Raw genomic sequence first — 20,215 nt, 5'->3', positions numbered from 1 at the left:
GATGTGCTGGATGGCGGCGACGGTGCCTTCGTTGATCTTGATCTTCAGTGCCACACGGTTGCGCGGCTGCGGCACCACCTCGGCGTCGACCTCGGCCGAGTAGCGGCCCTGGGCCACGTACTGGCGCTGCAGTTCGTTACGCACACCTTCGAGGGTGGCACGCTGGAAGATCTCGCCTTCGGCCAGGCCGGATTGCTTCAGGCCCTTCATCAGGTCTTCGGTGCTGATGGCCTTGTTGCCTTCGATCTCGATGCTCGACACCGACGGGCGCTCGACCACGTTGATGATCAGGACATTGCCATCGCGGTTCAGCTGGATGTCCTGGAAGAAGCCGGTCTTGAACAGGGAACGGGTCGACTCCACCAGTCGGCGGTCATCGGCCTGGTCGCCGACGTTCAGCGGCAAGGCACCGAAGACACTGCCGGCGGAAACCCGCTGCAGGCCGTTGACGCGGATATCGGAGATGGTGAAGGACTCGGCGTGAACTTCAGCGATCATCAGTGCGGACATGACCGCAGTTAGCAGCAGACGTTTCATGAAGTCCTTTTATTCCAACTGGCAATAAACAGCCCGCCGCGACAAGACGGCAGGTTTCGCAATTGAGCGAAGCTTTATAGTCGACCCAGATCGTTGATCAGGGCGAGCAACATCACCCCTATGACCAAACTGATACCGATCTGGACCCCCCAACCTTGCACCCGATCCGACAGCGGACGACCGCGCGCCCACTCGACCAGGTAAAACAGCAAATGCCCCCCATCCAGAACCGGGATGGGCAGCAGGTTAAGAACCCCCAGGCTTATGCTCAGGTAGGCCAGGAAATTCAGGAAATCCCCCACGCCGGACTGGGCTGAAGCGCCCGCCACTTTAGCAATGGTTATCGGTCCGCTCAAGTTTTTTACCGAGAGCTCCCCGAACAGCATTTTCTTCAGCGATTCAAGGGTCAGGACGCTCATGTTCCAGGTGCGTGACAAGCCCTCACCCACCGCATCCAGCGGGCCGTAGCTGACTTCGCGGAGCATGTTGGCAGGCCATTCGCCACCTTTTACCCCGGCGCCAAGATAGCCGCCGGCCGCCTTGCCCTCGCCCTTGCGCGCCAGGGTGACCGGGACGTCCAGCGCAGCACCATCGCGCTCGACACGCACCACAACCTTGGCTTGCGGGCGGGCCCGCACGGCATCGACCACCTGCTGCCATTCGCTCACTGCCACGCCATCGAGGGCCAGCAGCTTGTCACCGGTTTTCAGGCCAGCAGCGGCAGCCGGCCCCTTCGGATCGATCTCGGCCAACACCGGCACGATCGCCGGGCGCCAAGGGTGCAGCCCAAGGGACTGGATCGGGTCCGGCTCGTCGGCACCCTTGAGCCAGCTGTCCAACTTCACCTGTAGCTGGCGCTCGGCGCTGGCGCCCTCTTCACGCACGCCAACCTGCAGGGTGCCGCTCTCGCCCAGGCGGCGAACCAGTTGCAGGTTGACTGCAGACCAACCATTGGTCGGCTTGCCGTCGATGGAGACGATTTCCTGACCTGCGGTCAGGCCTGCCGATGCTGCCAGGCTGCCCGCATCGACCGCACCGATCACCGGGCGGATCTGCTGGGTACCCAGCATCGCCAGCACCCAGAAGAACAGGATGGCCAGCAGGAAGTTGGCAACCGGGCCCGCCGCGACGATCGCGATGCGCTGGCGCACGGACTTGCGGTTGAACGACTGCTCGATCAGCGCCGGCGGCACGTCACCCTCGCGCTCGTCGAGCATCTTGACGTAACCACCCAGCGGGATCGCAGCGACCACGAATTCGGTGCCATGGCGGTCATGCCAGCGCAGCAGCGGCGTGCCGAAGCCCACCGAGAAGCGCAGCACCTTGACACCGCAGCGGCGTGCCACCCAGAAGTGGCCAAATTCATGGAAAGTGACCAGTACACCCAAGGCTACGAGGGTGCCGATAATCATGTAGAGCGCTGTCATATCCATCTCCGAATGATGTTCAGCGGGCTGGCATCATGCCCAGCCCCCTCGTGAACCGTGGCGGGCCTGCATCAGCGACCGTGACGCCTCAGCCACTCACGGGAAAGCTCCCGGGCACGCTGGTCGGCGGCGAACACCGCGTCCAGCGACGGCAGCGGTACGACGGGCTCCTGATCGAGCACCTGTTCGATCATACCCGCGATCTCCGGGAAGCGGATACGCCGCTGGAGAAATGCCTCGACCGCAACCTCGTTGGCCGCATTGAGCACGGCCGGTGCGCTGTTGCCGGCCTCGGCAGCCTGCCGCGCCAGGCGCAGGCAAGGGAAGCGCTGTTCGTCGGGCGCCTGGAAATCCAGACGGGCGATGGCGAACAGGTCCAGCGGTGCCACCCCGGAATCGATCCGCTCGGGCCAGGCCAGGGCGTTGGCAATGGGTGTGCGCATGTCCGGGTTACCCAACTGCGCCAGCACCGAACCGTCGACATAATCCACCAGGGAGTGGATCACGCTCTGCGGGTGCACCACCACCTCGACCTTGGCCGGTGCGGCATCGAACAACCAGCAGGCCTCGATCAGCTCCAGGCCCTTGTTCATCATGCTGGCCGAATCCACGGAAATCTTGCGCCCCATGGACCAGTTGGGGTGCGCGCAGGCCTGTTCCGGGGTGACATCCAGCAGCGCCTCGACGGGGGTCTCGCGGAACGGGCCACCGGAGGCGGTGAGCAGGATCCGGCGTACGCCGACGGCACTCAGGCCGCGCGCGTAGTCGCCGGGCATGCACTGGAAGATCGCATTGTGCTCGCTGTCGATCGGCAGCAGCACGGCGCCACTGCGCCGCACCGCCTCCATGAACAGCGCGCCGGACATCACCAGCGCCTCCTTGTTGGCCAGCAACACCTTCTTGCCCGCCTCGACCGCCGCCAGGGTGGGGCGCAGGCCGGCGGCGCCGACGATGGCCGCCATCACTGCGTCCACTTCCGACGCAGAAGCCACCTGGCACAGCCCGGCCTCGCCTTCCAGCACCTCGGTGGCGCAGCCCGCCGCTACCAGGCTTTCGCGCAGTCGCGCGGCCGCCTCGGCACTCGGCACCACGGCGAATGCCGGGCGATGGCGCACGCACAGGGCCTGCAATTCGTCGATACGCGAATAGCCACTCAGGGCGAACACCTGGTAGCGGTCGGGATGACGCGCGATGACATCCAGCGTGCTCAGGCCGATGGAGCCGGTGGCCCCGAGCACGGTAATACGCTGCGGGCGGCTCACATAACACCCCATTCGGCAGCCCACAGCAGCACGGCGAAAATCGGGATCGCCGCAGTCAGGCTGTCGATGCGGTCGAGCACCCCACCATGGCCGGGCAACAGGTTGCTGCTGTCCTTGATGCCGGAACGGCGCTTGAACATGCTTTCGGTCAGGTCACCGACCACCGAAGACATGACCACCAGCGCGGCACTCAGCAGGCCCAGCAGGATCTGGCCGAAGCCCCAGTCGCGGCTGATACCGACCACCAGGGTGATCACCAGGCTGACCGCCAGGCCGCCATACACGCCTTCCCAGCTCTTGCCAGGGCTGACCTGAGGCGCCAGCTTGCGCTTGCCGAAGGCACGGCCGGAGAAGTACGCGCCAATATCGGCAGCCCACACCAACACCATGACCGACAGGATCAGCCAGTTACCCAGCGGCCAGTGCTTGAGCAGCACCAACCCCTGCCAGGCCGGCAGCAATACCAGCAGGCCGATCAGCAACCGGCAGGCGGCACTGGCCCACAGCTCGCTGCTGCGCGGGTAGGTAAGCACCAGCCAGGTGGCCAACCCCCACCAGATCACCGCAGCGCCCAGCACCCAAGGCGCCAGCTCCGGAAGGATGTACAGCAACATCAGCGCTCCGGCGACGACCACGGCATAGGCGATGCGCAGTGGCTGGGCCATGAGCCCGGCCAGGCGCGCCCACTCCCAGGCGCCGAGGGTCACCACGAAGCCGATGAACAGGGCGAAATCCCCACCATTGAGCAGGAAGAAGCCACCCAGCGCGATCGGCAGCAGGATCAGCGCGGTAATGATGCGTTGTTTAAGCATTAAGCACGAGCTCCAGCCTCGACCTGCTCGCTGGTCTTACCGAAGCGGCGCTGGCGCGAAGCGAAATCGGCCAGGGCGTTGCGCATGGCCTCGTGTTTGAAGTCCGGCCAGTACAGGTCGGAGAAATACAGCTCGGCGTAGGCCAGCTGCCACAACAGGAAGTTGCTGATGCGGTGCTCGCCACCAGTGCGGATGCACAGGTCCGGCAGCGGCAGCTCGCCGGTTGCCAGGCAGGTCTGCAGCAGGCCCGGGGTGATGTCTTCCGGGCGCAGGTGCCCGGCTTGCACTTCCCGCGCCAGCCGCTGGGCGGCCTGGGCGATGTCCCACTGGCCACCGTAGTTGGCCGCGATCTGCAGAATGAAGCGGTTGTTGCCGGCGGTCAGCGCCTCGGCCTCGCGCATGGCGGCTTGCAGCTCGGGATGGAAACGCGAACGGTCACCGATGATACGCAGGCTGATGTTGTTCTCGTTGAGGCGCTTGGCCTCGCGGCGCAGGGCCGAGAAGAACAGCTCCATCAGCGCACCGACCTCTTCGGCGGGACGCTGCCAGTTCTCACTGGAGAAGGCGAACAGGGTCAGCACCTCGACCCCGGACTCGGCACAGACTTCGATGACCGCGCGAACGGCGTCGACACCCGCCTTGTGCCCGGCAACGCCGGGCAACAGGCGCTTTTTCGCCCAGCGGTTGTTGCCATCCATGATGATCGCGACATGACGCGGCACCGAGGACGGCGCCGCTGGCTTGGTCTTTTCCATTAAAAAACCCCGGCCTTAGACGGCCATCAGGTCCTTTTCCTTGGCTTTGAAGGCGGCATCGACTTCGGCAACGTACTTGTCGGTCAGTTTCTGGATTTCGTCAGCGGCACGACGCTCTTCGTCTTCGCTGATTTCCTTGTCCTTGGTCAGCTTCTTCAGGTCGGCCAGGGCGTCACGGCGCACGTTGCGCACGGCTACCTTGGCATCCTCGGCAACGCCGCTGGCCTGCTTGGTATAGCCCTTGCGGGTTTCCTCGGTCAGGGCCGGCATCGGCACACGGATGGTGGTGCCGGCGCTGGACGGGTTCAGGCCCAGGTCGGAGGTGAGGATGGCCTTTTCGATGGCAGCACTAAGGTTCTTGTCGTGCGCGACGATCTTCAGGGTGCGGGCATCTTCGACGGTGATCGCGGCCACCTGGTTCAGCGGCATCTCGCTGCCCCAGGCCGGGACCTTGACGCTGTCCAGGATGCTCGGGTGGGCGCGACCGGTGCGGATTGCCGCCAGGTTGCGGGCCAGGGCCTCGAGGGACTTGGTCATGCGCTCCTGCGCGTCTTTCTTGATGTCGTTGATCATGCTTGGCCTTCCTCGATCAGAGTACCTTCAGCGCCACCCACCACGATGTTCAGCAGGGCGCCAGGCTTGTTCATGTTGAATACCCGCAATGGCATCTTGTGGTCACGGCACAGGCAGATTGCGGTCAGGTCCATCACACCCAGCTTGCGATCCAGGACCTCGTCGTAGGTCAGGTGATCGAACTTCTCGGCATGCGGGTCCTTGAATGGATCGGCAGTGTACACACCATCGACCTTGGTCGCTTTCAGCACAACGTCGGCATCGATTTCGATGGCGCGCAGACAGGCCGCGGAGTCGGTGGTGAAGAACGGGTTGCCGGTACCGGCGGAGAAAATTACCACATCCCCGGAGTTGAGGTGGCGAATAGCTTTGCGACGATCGTAATGATCGGTGACACCGACCATGGAAATGGCCGACATGACCAGGGCCGGGATGTTCGAGCGCTCCAGCGCGTCGCGCATGGCCAGGCCGTTCATCACGGTGGCCAGCATGCCCATGTGGTCACCGGTGACGCGGTCCATGCCGGCTGCGCTGAGCGCGGCACCGCGGAACAGGTTGCCACCACCGATCACCAGGCCGACCTGGACACCGATCCCTACCAGCTGGCCAACTTCGAGGGCCATGCGATCCAGCACTTTCGGGTCGATCCCGAAGTCTTCCGAGCCCATCAGGGCCTCGCCGCTAAGTTTGAGCAAAATGCGTTTATAGCGAGGTTGGCGACCACTCACCTGCTGAGCCATTGCGAGTCTCTCCTGCGGCGTACTTTTAGAAAATTCGTGCGGGCTGTTTGCAGCCTGCTAACTGTAGCGTGGCACCGTTTTGGTGCCAGCGGCGGCAGGTTTTATAAACCCTTCGCCGTTTTGACAAAGAGGCTGCGCGCGTGAGCGGGCAGCCTCTTCGGGGCGACAGACGGGGCTGTCTTACTGCTTGGCAGCAGCTACCTGAGCGGCAACTTCAGCAGCGAAGTCGTCGACTGGCTTCTCGATGCCTTCGCCTACTTTGAAGTAGGTGAAGGAAACGATTTCAGCACCGGCTTTCTTGGCCAGCTCGCCAACCTTGACTTCCGGGTTCATGACGAAGGCTTGCTCGACCAGCGAGGCTTCGGCCAGGAACTTCGAGATACGACCTTTGATCATGTTCTCGACGATGTTTTCCGGCTTGCCGGCGATCTTGTCAGCGTTCAGCTGCAGGAAGACGCCCTTCTCGCGCTCGATGGCTTCGGCCGATACTTCCGACGGCAGCAGGAACTCAGGGTTCGAAGCTGCAACGTGCATGGCGATGTTCTTGGCCAGATCGACGTCGCCGCCTTTCAGGACAACGGCAGCGCCGATCTTGTTGCCGTGCAGGTAGGCACCGACAACGTCACCTTCAACGCGCACCAGGCGACGGATGTTGACGTTCTCGCCGCACTTGGCAACCAGGGCTTCACGAGCAGCTTCACGCGAGGCGATCAGCGGAGCAGCGTCGGTCAGCTTCTGGGCGAAGGCTTCTTCGATGCTCTCGGCAACGAAGTTCTTGAAGTCGTCTTGCAGGGCCAGGAAGTCGGTCTGCGAGTTCACTTCCAGCAGGACGGCGGATTTACCGTCGGTCTTGACGGCGATAGCGCCTTCAGCAGCGACGTTGCCAGCCTTTTTGGCGGCCTTGATGGCGCCCGAGGCACGCATGTCGTCAATGGCTTTTTCGATGTCGCCGCCGGCCTTTTCCAGGGCCTTCTTGCAATCCATCATGCCTTCGCCGGTACGCTCGCGCAGTTCTTTGACCAGCGCTGCAGTAATTGCTGCCATTTCAAAATCCTCTTGGAAAGTTTTTCAACCATTCCACCCGTTCGTCACGGGCGTTCAATTCTGCAAATCCGCTGTGTTTATCTCAGCGAGCCCATGATGCGGGGCCGATGCTGACAGCAGGATTTCAAGGTGGCAAAAAGGGGGCAGAGCCCCCTTTTTGCGTGCCAAGTCGACGCTAGCGTCTAATTACTCGGCAGCAGGTGCAGCCGCTTCTTCAGCGTAAACTTCGGTGCCGCCGGCAACGTTGTTACGGCCGCGGATGACTGCGTCAGCCATCGAAGTCATGTACAGCTCGATAGCGCGGATGGCGTCATCGTTACCTGGGATGATGTAGTCAACACCTTCCGGGCTGCTGTTGGTATCGACAACGCCGATAACCGGGATGCCCAGCTTGTTGGCTTCGGTGATCGCGATGCGCTCGTGATCAACGTCGATAACGAACAGAGCGTCTGGCAGACCGCCCATGTCCTTGATGCCGCCCAGGCTGCGATCCAGTTTTTCCAGGTCGCGGGAGCGCATCAGGGCTTCTTTCTTGGTCAGCTTGGCGAAAGTGCCGTCTTCGGCCTGGGTTTCCAGGTCGCGCAGACGCTTGATCGAAGCGCGGATGGTCTTGTAGTTGGTCAGCATGCCGCCCAACCAACGGTGGTCAACGTACGGCGAACCGCAACGAGCAGCTTGCTCGGCGACGATCTTGCCGGCGGAACGCTTGGTGCCGACGAACAGGATCTTGTTCTTGCCCTGGGCCAGGCGCTCTACGAACGACAGAGCGTCGTTGAACATTGGCAGGGTTTTTTCCAGGTTGACGATGTGGATCTTGTTACGCGCGCCGAAAATGTACTTGCCCATTTTCGGGTTCCAGTAACGGGTCTGGTGGCCGAAGTGCACACCGGCCTTCAGCATATCGCGCATGTTGACTTGGGACATGATAGTTCCTTGATAAGTCGGGTTGGGCCTCCACGTATCCCAATGACCAACCCGCGAATTCTGCAACTCGGGGCACCCAGGTCATCGTGTCGACACGTGTGTGGGTTAAGTGCTGACGGGGTCGTCCCCGAAAGCGGCGCATTTTATACCACAGACCGCGGCCGAACGGAACCCGGATACTGTTGCGTCCGTCAGCGGTTTTTGCAGCACCCCGGCTTTCGCGCCAGAATGCCAGCTGTAGACAGCAGCATGGCCGCCTTTATCCCGACCGATCGGCGCCCTGCTCTGCTAGAATCCGGCCTTTCCCGTTTGTTCGCGCCGCATGCGGCGCTGTAGAGAGCCTGTAATGACCGTCACCATCAAGACCGCAGAAGACATCGAGAAGATGCGCATCGCTGGCCGCCTGGCCGCCGACGTGCTGGAAATGATCGAGGAACACGTCAAGCCCGGTGTCACCACCGAAGAGCTGGACCGCCTGTGCCACGACTACATCGTCAACGTCCAGCAGGCCATCCCGGCACCGCTCAACTACAAGGGCTACCCGAAGTCGATCTGCACCTCGATCAACCATGTGGTCTGCCACGGCATCCCCAACGACAAGCCGCTCAAGGACGGTGACACGCTGAACATCGACGTCACCGTGATCAAGGACGGCTACCACGGCGACACCAGCCGCATGTTCCACGTCGGCACCGTGCCGGTATGGGCCGAGCGCCTGTCCAAGGTCACCCAGGAGTGCATGTACAAGGCCATCGAACTGGTCAAGCCGGGCTGCCGCCTGGGCGACATCGGCGAAGTGATCCAGAAGCACGCTGAAAAGAACGGCTTCTCGGTGGTGCGCGAGTTCTGCGGCCACGGCATTGGCAAGGTGTTCCACGAAGAGCCGCAGATCCTGCACTACGGCCGCGCTGGCACCGGCATGGAGCTGAAGGAAGGCATGACCTTCACCATCGAGCCGATGATCAACCAGGGCAAGGCCGACACCAAGGTGCTGGGCGACGGCTGGACCGCCATCACCAAGGACCGCAAGCTCTCGGCCCAGTGGGAGCACACCCTGGTGGTGACCGCGACCGGCTACGAGATCTTCACCCTGCGCAAGGACGACACCATCCCGCGCACCTCGGCCTGACCGCACTCCCACAGGCCACCCCCACGACAGGAACGTGACGCGATGCCCCAGGTGGACCCCGAGCTGTTCGACCGCGGCCAGTTCCAGGCGGAACTGGCCCTCAAGGCGAGCCCCATCGCCGCCTTCAAGAAAGCCATCCGCCAGGCCGGCGAGGTGCTCGACAAGCGTTTCCGCAGTGGCTGCGAAATCCGCCCACTGATCGAGGCCCGCGCCTGGCTCGTCGACAACATCCTGCAACAGGCCTGGAACCAGTTCGACTGGGGCGACCAGAGCGGCATCGCCCTGGTCGCGGTGGGTGGCTACGGGCGCGGTGAGCTGCACCCGCATTCGGACATCGACCTGCTGATCCTGCTGGGTGCTGCCGAACACGAGCAGTATCGCGATGCCATCGAGCGGTTTCTCACCCTGCTGTGGGACATCGGCCTGGAAGTGGGCCAGAGCGTGCGCACCGTCGACGAGTGCGCCGAGCAGGCCCGTGCCGACCTGACGGTCATCACCAACCTGATGGAAAGCCGCACCATTGCCGGCCCCGAGGCCCTGCGCCAGCGCATGCTGGAGGTGACCAGCACTGCGCACATGTGGCCGAGCAAGGACTTCTTCCTGGCCAAGCGAGCCGAACTCAAGGCCCGCCACCACAAGTACAACGACACCGAGTACAACCTCGAACCCAATGTGAAAGGTTCACCCGGCGGCCTGCGCGACATCCAGACAGTGCTGTGGGTGGCCCGCCGCCAGTACGGCACCCTCAATCTGCACGCACTGGCCGGCGAGGGTTTCCTGCTGGAAAGCGAGAACGAACTGCTGGCCTCGTCCCAGGACTTCCTGTGGAGGGTGCGCTACGCCTTGCACATGCTGGCCGGGCGCGCCGAGGACCGCCTGCTGTTCGACCACCAGCGCAGCATCGCCGCGCTGCTGGGCTACAGCGACGACAACCCCAAGCGGGCGATCGAGCAGTTCATGCAGCAGTACTACCGGGTGGTGATGAGCATCAGCCAGCTGTGCGACCTGATCATCCAGCACTTCGAGGAGGTCATCCTCGCCGATGACGACAGCGGCACCACCCAGCCGCTGAACGCGCGCTTCCGCCTGCATGACGGCTACATAGAAGCGGCCAGGCCGAACGTGTTCAAGCGCACGCCGTTCGCCATGCTGGAAATCTTCGTGCTGATGGCCCAGCACCCCGAGATCAAGGGCGTACGCGCCGATACCGTGCGGCTGCTGCGCGAGCACCGGCACCTGATCGACGATACCTTCCGCACCGATATCCGCAACACCAGCCTGTTCATCGAGCTGTTCAAGTGCGAAATCGGCATCCACCGCAACCTGCGGCGGATGAACCGCTACGGCATCCTCGGCCGCTACCTGCCGGAGTTCGGCCTGATCGTCGGGCAGATGCAGCACGACCTGTTCCACATCTATACGGTCGATGCGCACACCCTCAACCTCATCAAGCACCTGCGCAAGCTGCAATACACGCCGGTGTCCGAGAAATTCCCGCTGGCCAGCAAGCTCATGGGCCGCCTGCCCAAGCCCGAACTGATCTACCTGGCCGGCCTGTACCACGACATCGGCAAGGGCCGCCAGGGCGACCATTCCGAGCTGGGCGCCGTGGATGCGCAGAAGTTCTGCGAGCGCCACCAGTTGCCGGCCTGGGACAGCCGGCTGATCGTCTGGCTGGTGCAGAACCACCTGGTGATGTCGACCACCGCCCAGCGCAAGGACCTGTCCGACCCTCAGGTGATCAACGATTTTGCCCTGCACGTGGGCGACGAGACACGCCTGGACTACCTGTACGTGCTGACCGTGGCCGATATCAACGCCACCAACCCCAGTCTGTGGAATTCTTGGCGCGCCAGCCTGCTGCGCCAGCTGTACACCGAGACCAAGCGCGCCCTGCGCCGTGGCCTGGAAAACCCGCTGGACCGCGAGGAGCAGATTCGCCAGACCCAATCGGCGGCGCTGGATATCCTGGTGCGCGAAGGCACCGACCCGGACGACGTCGAGCAGCTGTGGTCGCAGCTGGGCGATGACTACTTCCTCAAGCACACCGCCGCCGACGTGGCCTGGCACAGTGACGCGATCCTCCAGCAGCCGGCCGATGGCGGGCCGCTGGTGCTGATCAAGGAAACCACCCAGCGCGAGTTCGAGGGTGGCACGCAGATCTTCATCTATGCCCCCGACCAGCACGACTTCTTCGCCGTGACGGTGGCGGCCATGTCGCAGCTGAACCTGAACATTCATGACGCGCGAATCATCACCTCGAGCAGCCAGTTCACCCTCGACACCTACATCGTGCTGGACAACGACGGCGGCTCGATCGGCGACAACCCGCAGCGGGTCAAGCAGATTCGCGACGGCCTGACCGAAGCGCTGCGCAACCCCGAGGACTACCCGACCATCATCCAGCGCCGGGTACCGCGCCAGCTCAAGCACTTCGACTTCCCGCCACAGGTGACCATCCTCAACGATGCCCAGCGGCCGGTGACCATCCTCGAAATCACCGCGCCCGACCGCCCAGGCCTGCTGGCCCGGCTGGGGCGAATCTTCCTGGAGTTCGACCTGTCGCTGCAGAACGCCAAGATCGCCACCCTTGGCGAGCGGGTGGAAGACGTGTTCTTCATCACCGATGCCGACAACCAGCCGCTGTCCGACCCACAGCTGTGCAGCCGACTGCAGGAGGCCATCGTCCAGCAGCTGCAGGCCGGCCAGGCCAGCGATGCCAGCCCCACCCGCGTGACCTTTTAACGACTAGACGATTGACGAGACCTTGCGCCGATGAACCATGCCTTGACCCAGCTTCAGCCCTACCCGTTCGAGAAACTTCGCGCCCTGCTGGGCAGCGTTGCACCTGCGGCGGACAAGCGCGCCATCGCCCTGTCGATCGGTGAGCCGAAGCACGAATCGCCGGCGTTCGTCGCCCAGGCCATGGCCGACAACCTCGACAAGCTGGCGGTGTACCCGAGCACCATCGGCCTGCCCGCCCTGCGCCAGGCCATCGGCCAGTGGTGCGAGCGGCGCTTCGGCGTACCGGCCGGATGGCTGGATGCCGACCGCCACATCCTGCCGGTCAACGGTACCCGTGAAGCGCTGTTCGCCTTCACCCAGGCCGTGGTCAACCGCGCCGATGACGGCCTGGTGGTCAGCCCCAACCCGTTCTACCAGATCTACGAAGGCGCAGCGCTGCTGGCCGGTGCCACCCCGCACTACCTGCCGTGCCTGGAAAGCAACGGTTTCAACCCCGACTTCGACGCCGTGCCGGCTGAAGTGTGGAAGCGTTGCCAGATCCTGTTCCTGTGCTCGCCGGGCAACCCCACCGGCGCACTGGTGCCGATGGACACCCTGAAGAAGCTGATTGCCCTGGCCGACGAGCACGACTTCGTGATTGCCGCCGACGAGTGCTACAGCGAGCTGTACTTCGACGAGGATGCCCCGCCACCAGGCCTGCTGACTGCCTGTGCGGAACTGGGCCGCAACGACTTCAAGCGCTGCGTGGTATTCCACAGCCTGTCCAAGCGCTCCAACCTGCCGGGCCTGCGCTCGGGCTTCGTCGCCGGTGACGCCGAGATCATCAAGCCGTTCCTGCTGTACCGTACCTATCACGGTTGCGCCATGCCGGTACAAACCCAGCTGGCCAGCATCGCTGCCTGGCAGGACGAGGCGCATGTGCGCGAGAACCGCGACCAGTACCGCGCCAAGTACGATGCCGTGCTGGATATCCTGCAGCCGGTGCTGGACGTGCAGCGACCGGATGGCAGCTTCTACCTGTGGGCCAAGGTACCCGGCGGCGATGCCGAGTTCACCCGCGACCTGTTCGAGGCCCAGCATGTGACGGTGGTGCCGGGGTCGTACCTGTCGCGCGAAGTGGATGGCGTGAACCCGGGCGCCGGGCGCGTGCGCATGGCACTGGTTGCACCGCTGGCCGAGTGCATCGAGGCGGCGGAGCGGATTCGCGAGTTCCTGCAAAACCGCTGATTCGACAGGGGCCGTACAACTCTCGAGTGTTGTGCAGTACCTGTAGGAGCGGGTTTACCCGCGAACACCGGCACAGCCGGTGCCATGCACCGCATCGCCTGATTCGCGGGTAAACCCGCTCCCACAGGGCCGCAAAGCGGCCCCCTGCGGTCTACCTGACTGACCCTAGGTTCGCTTCACTCATATCCAGCTCACCCAGCACCTGCCGCACCACTTCATCCCCCACCAGATGCTGGCGATGCAGCTCATACAGCTCCAGCCGCTGCGCCCGCAGCGCCCGCAAGCGCAAACGCCGCTCCAGCAGGTCCATCTGCTCGGCCAGCGCCTTGGCCTCGGCACTGTCGTTGTAGCTATCCAGCTCATCGCGGTATTCCGCCATCAAGCGCGCCTTCAACTCGGTCGCCAGGGTCGCCTGCGCGGCATCCTGCGGCGCATTGCTGTCGATCACTTCCTCTGCCTCCAGCGCATGGATCGCCGCCTCGGCCGTGCGTCGCCAGGCCTCCTGCACCTCCTGGTGCAAGCGCTCGTCCGGGCTCTTGGTCACCCCGCGCAGCAACAGCGGCAACGCGATACAGGCACTGATCAACGACAGCAGGATCACCCCGGCCGCAATGAAGATCAGCAGGTCACGCTCCGGGAAGGCCTTGCCTGCTCCCATCAGCAACGGGATCGACATCACACCGGCCAGGGTGACCGCACCGCGCACACCACCCAGGGTCAGCAACCAGCAGGAGCGCGCCGTGGGCATCAGCACCAGCGCCGGCTTGCCGCGCCAGCGGCGTACCACACCGATCGAGCGCCAGATGCTCTGGACCCAGATGAACCGCAGCAAGATCAGCGCCACAAAGATCGCCACCACGTCCAGGCAGCGCCAGGCCAGGGTCGGCCAGACGGTGGGTTCATGGCTGACCACGGCCTTGATGATGTCCGGCAACTGCAGGCCCAGCAGCAGGAAGATCAGGCCGTTGAAAGCGAACTCCAGCAGTGACCACACGCTGCGGTTGAGCAGGCGCGTGCTGGTCTGCCGTGGCAGCAGGTCGAGCCAGCTCTGCATCATGCCAGCCGCTACCGCCGAAAGGATGCCCGACACGCCCAGGCGCTCGGCCAGCACGTAGGCAGCGAACGGCAGCAGCAACATGAACACCACGTGGGTGGCCGGGTCGTCCCAGCCGCGGGCGATCATCCAGGCACGCAGGCGGCCGATCAGCCAGCTCAGGGCCACGCCCACCGCCAGGCCGCCCAGGGCGACCAGTACGAAGCTGAAGCTTGCGTCGGTCAGCGAGAACACCCCGGTGATCGCCGCCGCCAGGGCGAACTTGAAGGTCACCAGGCCCGAGGCATCGTTCATCAGGGCCTCGCCCTGGAGCATGTGCATCAGCGGGGTGGGCAGGCGGTCCTGGGTAATGGCCGAAACCGCCACGGCGTCGGTTGGCGACAACACTGCGGCCAGGGCGAAGGCCACGGACAGCGGGATGCTCGGCAGCAGCCAGTGAATGAAGTAACCGGCCCCAACCACGGTAAACAGCACCAGGCCCACGGCCAACGCCACCACCGGCCCACGAATGCGCCACAACTCACGCTTGGGAATGCGCCAGCCGTCGGCGAACAGCAACGGTGGCAGGAACAGGAACAGGAACAGCTCGGGGTCCAGTGCCACATGCAGGCCCAGTGTCGGCCAAGCGAGCAAGGCACCAGCGGCGATCTGTACCAGCGGCAAGGGCAGCGGAATCATGCGGCCGACCAGCTTCGACACGCTGACCAGCGTCAGCAGGATGAGGACGGTGTAGGCGGACTGCATCCGGGAAAGCTTCCTTTGTGAACCAGAAACGACAACAGGGCGAAACATCGCCATTGAAACAATATGTTAGTGGCGGTGGGCGATTCGGGGCCGCTGCACGATAGTCGCAGGTGGCGGATGAATATGTAACATGATGATACCCAGCAATCGTAACTGACGTTGGCGAGCATCGTGCGCTAATCAGGCTTGAATTGCTGGAATCCCGTCGTATAATCAACCTTAACGAATAACGTTAAGCATTCAGCCTCATGATTCGAAGCTTTAGCTGTGCCGACACGGAAGCACTTTTTACTCATGGAAAGACACGGCGTTGGTCAGATATCAAGTCAGTTGCGGAACGCAAACTGGCCATGCTCGATGCCGCAACAGAGCTGCGAGACCTTCGGTCGCCACCTGGCAACCGTCTCGAGGCATTGAGCGGCAACCGTGCAGGCCAGCACAGTATCCGTGTCAATGACCAATGGCGCCTGTGCTTTATCTGGACCGACAACGGGCCGATTAACGTTGAAATTGTCGATTACCACTGAGGTGCATCATGCTCAAGAACGGTATGCGTCCGATTCATCCCGGAGAAGTCCTGCGTGAGGACTTCCAGAAAGAAATGGGTTTCAGCGCCGCGGCACTGGCCCGGGCGCTAGGCGTTGCCACGCCAACCGTCAACAACATCCTGCGTGAACGGGGCGGTGTTTCCGCCGACATGGCGCTGCGCCTGTCCATCTGCCTGGACACCACCCCCGAGTTCTGGCTCAACCTGCAGACCGCCTTCGATCTGCGCACCGCCGAACAGCAACACGGTGATGAGATCATCGGTTCGGTACAGCGCCTGGTCGCTTGAGACATACCTTGATCAGTAAACATGGGCACCACGGGCGTGGCGCCGCGAGGATCGTTCCCGCATAATCCCGCGACTGAAATCGGAAAACGGAGAGATTGGGGCAACCTGTGATCCCCAATGCACACAATGACCTACACGCTCTACGGCATCAAAGCCTGTGACACCATGAAAAAGGCACGTACCTGGCTCGAAGACCAGGCCATCGCCTACGAATTCCACGACTACAAAACCCAAGGCATCGACCGTGACAGCCTGAACCGCTGGTGCGACGAACACGGCTGGGAAGTCATCCTCAACCGTGCCGGCACCACCTTCCGCAAGCTGGACGACGCCAGCAAGGCCGACCTCGACCAGGCCAAGGCCGTCGAGCTGATGCTGGCCCAGCCGTCGATGATCAAGCGCCCGGTGCTCGACCTTGGCGCGCGTACCCTGGTCGGCTTCAAGCCCGACCTGTACGCCGCTGCCCTGGCCTGAGCCCTACCCTATTTCGCACGAGGTAATCACATGTCCAATACCCTGTTCAGCCTGGCCTTCGGTGTCGGCTCCCAGAACCGCCAGGGCGCCTGGCTGGAAGTGTTCTACGCACAACCGCTGCTCAACCCGAGCGCCGAACTGGTCGCTGCAGTAGCCCCTGTTCTCGGTTACCAAGGTGGCAACCAGGCCATCGCCTTCAGCAACGCCCAGGCCGCGCAACTGGCCGAAGCCGTGAAAGGCGTGGATGCCGCCCAGGCCGCCCTGCTGACCCGCCTGGCCGAAAGCCACAAGCCGCTGGTCGCCACCCTGCTGGCCGAAGACGCCGCGCTGACCTCGACCCCAGAGGCCTACCTCAAGCTGCACCTGCTGTCGCACCGCCTGGTCAAGCCGCACGGCGTGAGCCTGGCCGGCATCTTCCCACTGCTGCCGAACGTGGCCTGGACCAACCAGGGCGCGGTCGACCTGGCCGAACTCGCCGAACTGCAACTGGAGGCGCGCCTGAAGGGCGAGCTGCTGGAAGTGTTCTCGGTGGACAAGTTCCCGAAAATGACCGACTACGTGGTCCCGGCCGGCGTGCGTATCGCCGACACCGCCCGCGTGCGCCTGGGCGCCTACATCGGCGAAGGCACCACCATCATGCACGAAGGCTTCGTCAACTTTAACGCTGGCACCGAAGGCCCGGGCATGATCGAAGGCCGCGTTTCCGCTGGCGTATTCGTCGGCAAGGGCTCGGACCTGGGCGGCGGCTGCTCGACCATGGGCACCCTGTCCGGTGGCGGCAACATCGTCATCAAGGTTGGCGAAGGCTGCCTGATCGGCGCCAATGCCGGTATCGGCATTCCGCTGGGCGACCGCAACACCGTCGAAGCCGGCCTGTACATCACCGCCGGTACCAAGGTGAACCTGCTGGACGAGAACAACCAGCTGGTCAAAGTGGTCAAGGCCCGCGACCTGGCCGGCCAGACCGACCTGCTGTTCCGCCGCAACTCGCTGAACGGCGCGGTGGAGTGCAAGACCCACAAGTCGGCCATCGAGCTGAACGAGGCGCTGCACGCGCACAACTGAGAACCCTTCAACCGCTGCCGGAGCTAGCTTGCTCGCGAACAGCGGATTCTCAGCGTTTGAAATGTTAAGATCGGGTCTGGCACCACGCCAGACCCGATTTTCATTCCAGGCCCCGCGACCATGTTTCAGCCCTCCCCCTGGCGTGCCGATTTTCCCGCCATCGCCGCCCTGCAACGGCAGCACCAGACCTACCTGGACAGCGCCGCCACTACCCAGAAGCCGCAAGCCCTGCTCGATGCCCTGAGCCATTACTACGGCCATGGCGCAGCCAACGTGCACCGTGCCCAGCACTTGCCCGGCGCACTGGCGACCCAGGCCTTCGAAACCAGCCGCGACAAGGTTGCCGCCTGGCTCAATGCGGCAGACTCGCGGCAGATCATCTTCACCCACGGTGCCACTTCGGCGCTGAACCTGCTGGCCTATGGCCTGGAACACCGCTTCGAGGCCGGTGACGAAATTGCCGTCAGTGCCCTGGAGCACCATGCCAACCTGCTGCCCTGGCAACAGCTGGCGCGCCGGCGCAACCTGCGCCTGGTGGTGCTGCCGCTGGATGCCCATGGCCGCATCGACCTGGACCAGGCGCTGCAACTGATCGGCCCGCGCACCCGGGTGCTGGCGGTGAGCCAGCTGTCCAACGTACTGGGTACCTGGCAGCCGCTGCCGGCGCTGCTGGCCCATGCCCGCTCCCAAGGCGCGCTGACCGTGGTCGACGGTGCCCAGGGTGTGGTGCATGGCCGCCATGATGTGCAACAGCTTGGCTGCGACTTCTATGTGTTCTCCAGCCACAAGCTGTACGGCCCGGAAGGCGTCGGTGTGCTGTACGGCCGCAGCCAGGCGCTGGAACTGCTGCACCACTGGCAGTTCGGTGGCGAGATGGTGCAACTGGCCGAATACCACAGCGCCAGCTTCCGCCCGGCACCACTGGGGTTCGAGGCAGGCACGCCGCCGATCGCCGGGGTGATCGGCCTGGGTGCAACCCTGGACTACCTGGCCAGCCTCGATGCCCAGGCGCTCGAAGCCCATGAAACCAGCCTGCACCAGTACCTGCTGCGCGGCCTGGCGGACCGCGATGGCGTGCGCATCCTGGGCACGCCACAGGCGGCCCTTGCCAGTTTCGTCATCGACGGCGTGCACAACGCCGACATCGCCCACCTGCTGACCGAGCAAGGCATTGCCGTGCGTGCCGGGCACCACTGTGCCATGCCGCTGCTGCAGGGCCTGGGCCTGGAGGGCGCAATCCGCGTGTCATTGGGGCTGTATAACGACAGCGATGACTTGCAGCGTTTCTTCGCGGCGCTGGATCAAGGCCTGGAGCTGTTGCGATGACCCTGCCGGATCAGGCTCGCCAGGCGCTGGAAGCTTTCGAGCAGGGCAAGGGCTGGGAACAGCGTGCGCGGCTGCTAATGCAATGGGGCGACCGGCTGGAACCGCTGGCGGACATTGAAAAGACCGAGGCCAACCGGGTGCATGGCTGCGAAAGCCTGGTATGGCTGGTGGCCGAGCAGGTCGAGGGCCTGTGGCGGTTCAAGGCCAGCAGCGATGCACGCCTGTTGCGTGGGCTGCTGGCGTTGTTGCTGGTGCGGGTGCAGGGATTGGCCAGTGAAGAACTCGCCGGGCTCGATCTGCGTGAGTGGTTCACTCAGCTGGGCCTGGAGCGCCAGCTTTCGCCGTCGCGCAGCAATGGGCTGCATGCGGTGTTGCAGCGGATGTCGGAGCTGGCGTCCAACCGTTGAATCGGTGCTGGCCTCTTCGCGGGCTCGCCCGCTCCCACAGGTATCGCGGGGCGTTTTGGCTGGCGCTGTACCTGTAGGAGCGGCCTTGTGTCGCGAAAGGGCCGCAAAGCGGCCCCATCAATCTCTGTGGTGGAACTGGGAACCTGGGGCCGCTACGCGCCCCTTTCGCGACACAAGGCCGCTCCTACAAGGACCGAGTGGGCCAGAAGCAGTTATTCAGGCTTGACCCGCTCCGAAGGTCGCCGCGCCCCCGCTACCAGTTTTTCCACCGCCTTGCTCGCCGCCACCATGCCAAAGGTCGCGGTCACCATCATCACCGCGCCAAAGCCACCCGAGCAGTCCAGCCGCACGCCCTCACCCACGAAGCTTTTCTGCAGGCAAACGCTGCCATCGCCCTTGGGGTAGCGCAGCTGTTCGCTGGAGAACACGCATGGCACGCCATAGTTGCGGCTGACATTGCGCGAGAAGTTGTAGTCGCGGCGCAGGGTGGAACGCACTCGCGAGGCCAGCGGGTCGTTGAAGGTCTTGTTCAGGTCGGCGATCTGGATCTGTGTCGGGTCGATCTGCCCACCGGCGCCACCCGTGGTGACGATGGCGATCTTGCGCCGCCGGCACCAGGCAATCAGCGCCGCCTTGGCCATGACGCTGTCGATGCAGTCGATCACACAGTCGAGGTTCTCGGTAATGTACTCGACCATGGTGTCGCGGGTGACGAAGTCGGCCACTGCATGCACCGTGCACGCCGGGTTGATCGCCCGCAGGCGCTCGGCCATGACCTCGACCTTGGGCCGCCCCACCTGCCCATCCAGCGCATGGGCCTGGCGGTTGGTGTTGCTGACGCACACGTCGTCGAGGTCGAACAGGGTTATCTCGCCCACGCCACTGCGGGCCAGCGCTTCCGCCGCCCACGAGCCTACCCCGCCAATACCGACCACGGCCACATGGGCCTGGCCCAGACGGTGCAACCCCTGGTCGCCATACAGCCGGGCAACGCCGGCGAAGCGTGGATCTTCTGTGCTCATGTTCATACCCCAAAAAACCGGCGCGCATTATATGCCAGCGGGCCCATGGCCTGCATCGTTAGGAAAGAGACTATCAACCCTGCTTTAATGTCCTATCACTTCGACACATATGG

At 63.7% G+C, this 20,215-nt stretch carries 20 protein-coding genes; 9 read left to right on the top strand and 11 right to left on the bottom strand.

Features of this window, described 5'->3' with window-relative positions:
• The 9 genes from CAG00_RS14830 to rpsB all read right to left on the bottom strand — a co-directional run.
• A partial coding sequence (locus CAG00_RS14830; protein WP_305880048.1) for a POTRA domain-containing protein occupies window positions 1-537 on the bottom strand: 537 nt, incomplete at its 3' end.
• Window positions 538-611: 74 nt separating this feature from the next.
• Window positions 612-1,964, bottom strand: a complete 1,353-nt coding sequence (gene rseP, locus CAG00_RS14825) for an RIP metalloprotease RseP (protein ID WP_085587702.1) — start codon at window positions 1,962-1,964, stop codon at window positions 612-614.
• A gap of 71 nt (window positions 1,965-2,035) precedes the next feature.
• A complete protein-coding gene (gene ispC, locus CAG00_RS14820; RefSeq protein WP_085587678.1) occupies window positions 2,036-3,226 on the bottom strand; it encodes a 1-deoxy-D-xylulose-5-phosphate reductoisomerase in 1,191 nt (396 codons plus the stop codon).
• A complete protein-coding gene (locus CAG00_RS14815) occupies window positions 3,223-4,038 on the bottom strand; it encodes a phosphatidate cytidylyltransferase (protein WP_013971253.1) in 816 nt (271 codons plus the stop codon). Before CAG00_RS14815 ends, ispC begins: the two co-directional genes overlap by 4 nt.
• The gene (uppS, locus tag CAG00_RS14810) at window positions 4,038-4,793 is read right to left on the bottom strand and encodes a polyprenyl diphosphate synthase (protein WP_015269194.1); all 756 of its coding nucleotides are present in this window, start codon (window positions 4,791-4,793) and stop codon (window positions 4,038-4,040) included. Before uppS ends, CAG00_RS14815 begins: the two co-directional genes overlap by 1 nt.
• A 15-nt stretch (window positions 4,794-4,808) precedes the next feature.
• Window positions 4,809-5,366 (bottom strand): ribosome recycling factor, encoded by a 558-nt coding sequence (frr, locus tag CAG00_RS14805; protein WP_025337974.1) that lies wholly within the window; start codon window positions 5,364-5,366, stop codon window positions 4,809-4,811.
• On the bottom strand, window positions 5,363-6,106 hold the full coding sequence (gene pyrH, locus CAG00_RS14800) for a UMP kinase (protein ID WP_003252294.1): 744 nt from the start codon (window positions 6,104-6,106) through the stop codon (window positions 5,363-5,365). Before pyrH ends, frr begins: the two co-directional genes overlap by 4 nt.
• Before the next feature lie 180 nt (window positions 6,107-6,286).
• Complete coding sequence (gene tsf / locus CAG00_RS14795; RefSeq protein ID WP_075043981.1) at window positions 6,287-7,150, bottom strand: translation elongation factor Ts; 864 nt, start codon at window positions 7,148-7,150, stop codon at window positions 6,287-6,289.
• A 186-nt stretch (window positions 7,151-7,336) separates the two neighbouring features.
• Complete coding sequence (gene rpsB, locus CAG00_RS14790) at window positions 7,337-8,074, bottom strand: 30S ribosomal protein S2 (protein WP_003252287.1); 738 nt, start codon at window positions 8,072-8,074, stop codon at window positions 7,337-7,339.
• Between the two features lie 346 nt (window positions 8,075-8,420).
• Between rpsB and map the strand changes: the two genes are divergently transcribed.
• From map to dapC, 3 genes are read left to right on the top strand one after another with little or no spacing between them, the layout of a single operon-like run.
• Complete coding sequence (map, locus tag CAG00_RS14785) at window positions 8,421-9,203, top strand: type I methionyl aminopeptidase (RefSeq protein ID WP_025337973.1); 783 nt, start codon at window positions 8,421-8,423, stop codon at window positions 9,201-9,203.
• Window positions 9,204-9,245: 42 nt separating this feature from the next.
• Window positions 9,246-11,948: a [protein-PII] uridylyltransferase gene (locus CAG00_RS14780; RefSeq protein WP_085664593.1), complete on the top strand. Its 2,703-nt coding sequence runs from the start codon at window positions 9,246-9,248 to the stop codon at window positions 11,946-11,948.
• 30 nt (window positions 11,949-11,978) lie between these two features.
• Complete coding sequence (gene dapC, locus CAG00_RS14775; protein WP_085664592.1) at window positions 11,979-13,175, top strand: succinyldiaminopimelate transaminase; 1,197 nt, start codon at window positions 11,979-11,981, stop codon at window positions 13,173-13,175.
• 151 nt (window positions 13,176-13,326) lie between these two features.
• Here dapC and CAG00_RS14770 read toward each other — a convergent pair whose 3' ends face one another.
• Window positions 13,327-14,973 (bottom strand): Na+/H+ antiporter, encoded by a 1,647-nt coding sequence (locus CAG00_RS14770; RefSeq protein WP_085664591.1) that lies wholly within the window; start codon window positions 14,971-14,973, stop codon window positions 13,327-13,329.
• 248 nt (window positions 14,974-15,221) lie between these two features.
• Here CAG00_RS14770 and CAG00_RS14765 point away from each other — a divergent pair, with 248 nt between their 5' ends.
• The 6 genes from CAG00_RS14765 (at window position 15,222) to CAG00_RS14740 (ending at window position 19,080) form a co-directional block, all read left to right on the top strand.
• Complete coding sequence (locus CAG00_RS14765; protein ID WP_082810539.1) at window positions 15,222-15,500, top strand: type II toxin-antitoxin system RelE/ParE family toxin; 279 nt, start codon at window positions 15,222-15,224, stop codon at window positions 15,498-15,500.
• A gap of 8 nt (window positions 15,501-15,508) precedes the next feature.
• On the top strand, window positions 15,509-15,808 hold the full coding sequence (graA, locus tag CAG00_RS14760; protein WP_004375387.1) for a type II toxin-antitoxin system antitoxin GraA: 300 nt from the start codon (window positions 15,509-15,511) through the stop codon (window positions 15,806-15,808).
• 126 nt (window positions 15,809-15,934) lie between these two features.
• Entirely contained in the window at window positions 15,935-16,282 is a 348-nt protein-coding gene (locus CAG00_RS14755; RefSeq protein WP_075043977.1) for an ArsC family reductase, read from the top strand.
• A 30-nt stretch (window positions 16,283-16,312) separates the two neighbouring features.
• Entirely contained in the window at window positions 16,313-17,347 is a 1,035-nt protein-coding gene (dapD, locus tag CAG00_RS14750; RefSeq protein WP_025337969.1) for a 2,3,4,5-tetrahydropyridine-2,6-dicarboxylate N-succinyltransferase, read from the top strand.
• A gap of 120 nt (window positions 17,348-17,467) precedes the next feature.
• Window positions 17,468-18,673 carry a cysteine desulfurase gene (locus CAG00_RS14745; RefSeq protein ID WP_085664590.1) on the top strand — a complete coding sequence of 402 codons (1,206 nt, stop codon included), beginning with the start codon at window positions 17,468-17,470 and terminating at the stop codon, window positions 18,671-18,673.
• Window positions 18,670-19,080 (top strand): SufE family protein, encoded by a 411-nt coding sequence (locus CAG00_RS14740; protein ID WP_085664589.1) that lies wholly within the window; start codon window positions 18,670-18,672, stop codon window positions 19,078-19,080. The genes CAG00_RS14745 and CAG00_RS14740 overlap by 4 nt, the downstream gene beginning before the upstream one ends.
• Before the next feature lie 212 nt (window positions 19,081-19,292).
• Here CAG00_RS14740 and tcdA read toward each other — a convergent pair whose 3' ends face one another.
• Window positions 19,293-20,102: a tRNA cyclic N6-threonylcarbamoyladenosine(37) synthase TcdA gene (gene tcdA, locus CAG00_RS14735; RefSeq protein ID WP_162276773.1), complete on the bottom strand. Its 810-nt coding sequence runs from the start codon at window positions 20,100-20,102 to the stop codon at window positions 19,293-19,295.
• Between the last annotated feature and the right edge of the window lie 113 nt (window positions 20,103-20,215).

The sequence above is a fragment of the Pseudomonas sp. B5(2017) genome (genome assembly GCF_002112825.1).
Lineage (GTDB): Bacteria > Pseudomonadota > Gammaproteobacteria > Pseudomonadales > Pseudomonadaceae > Aquipseudomonas > Aquipseudomonas putida_Z.
This window is presented reverse-complemented; position numbering and strand designations above follow the sequence as displayed.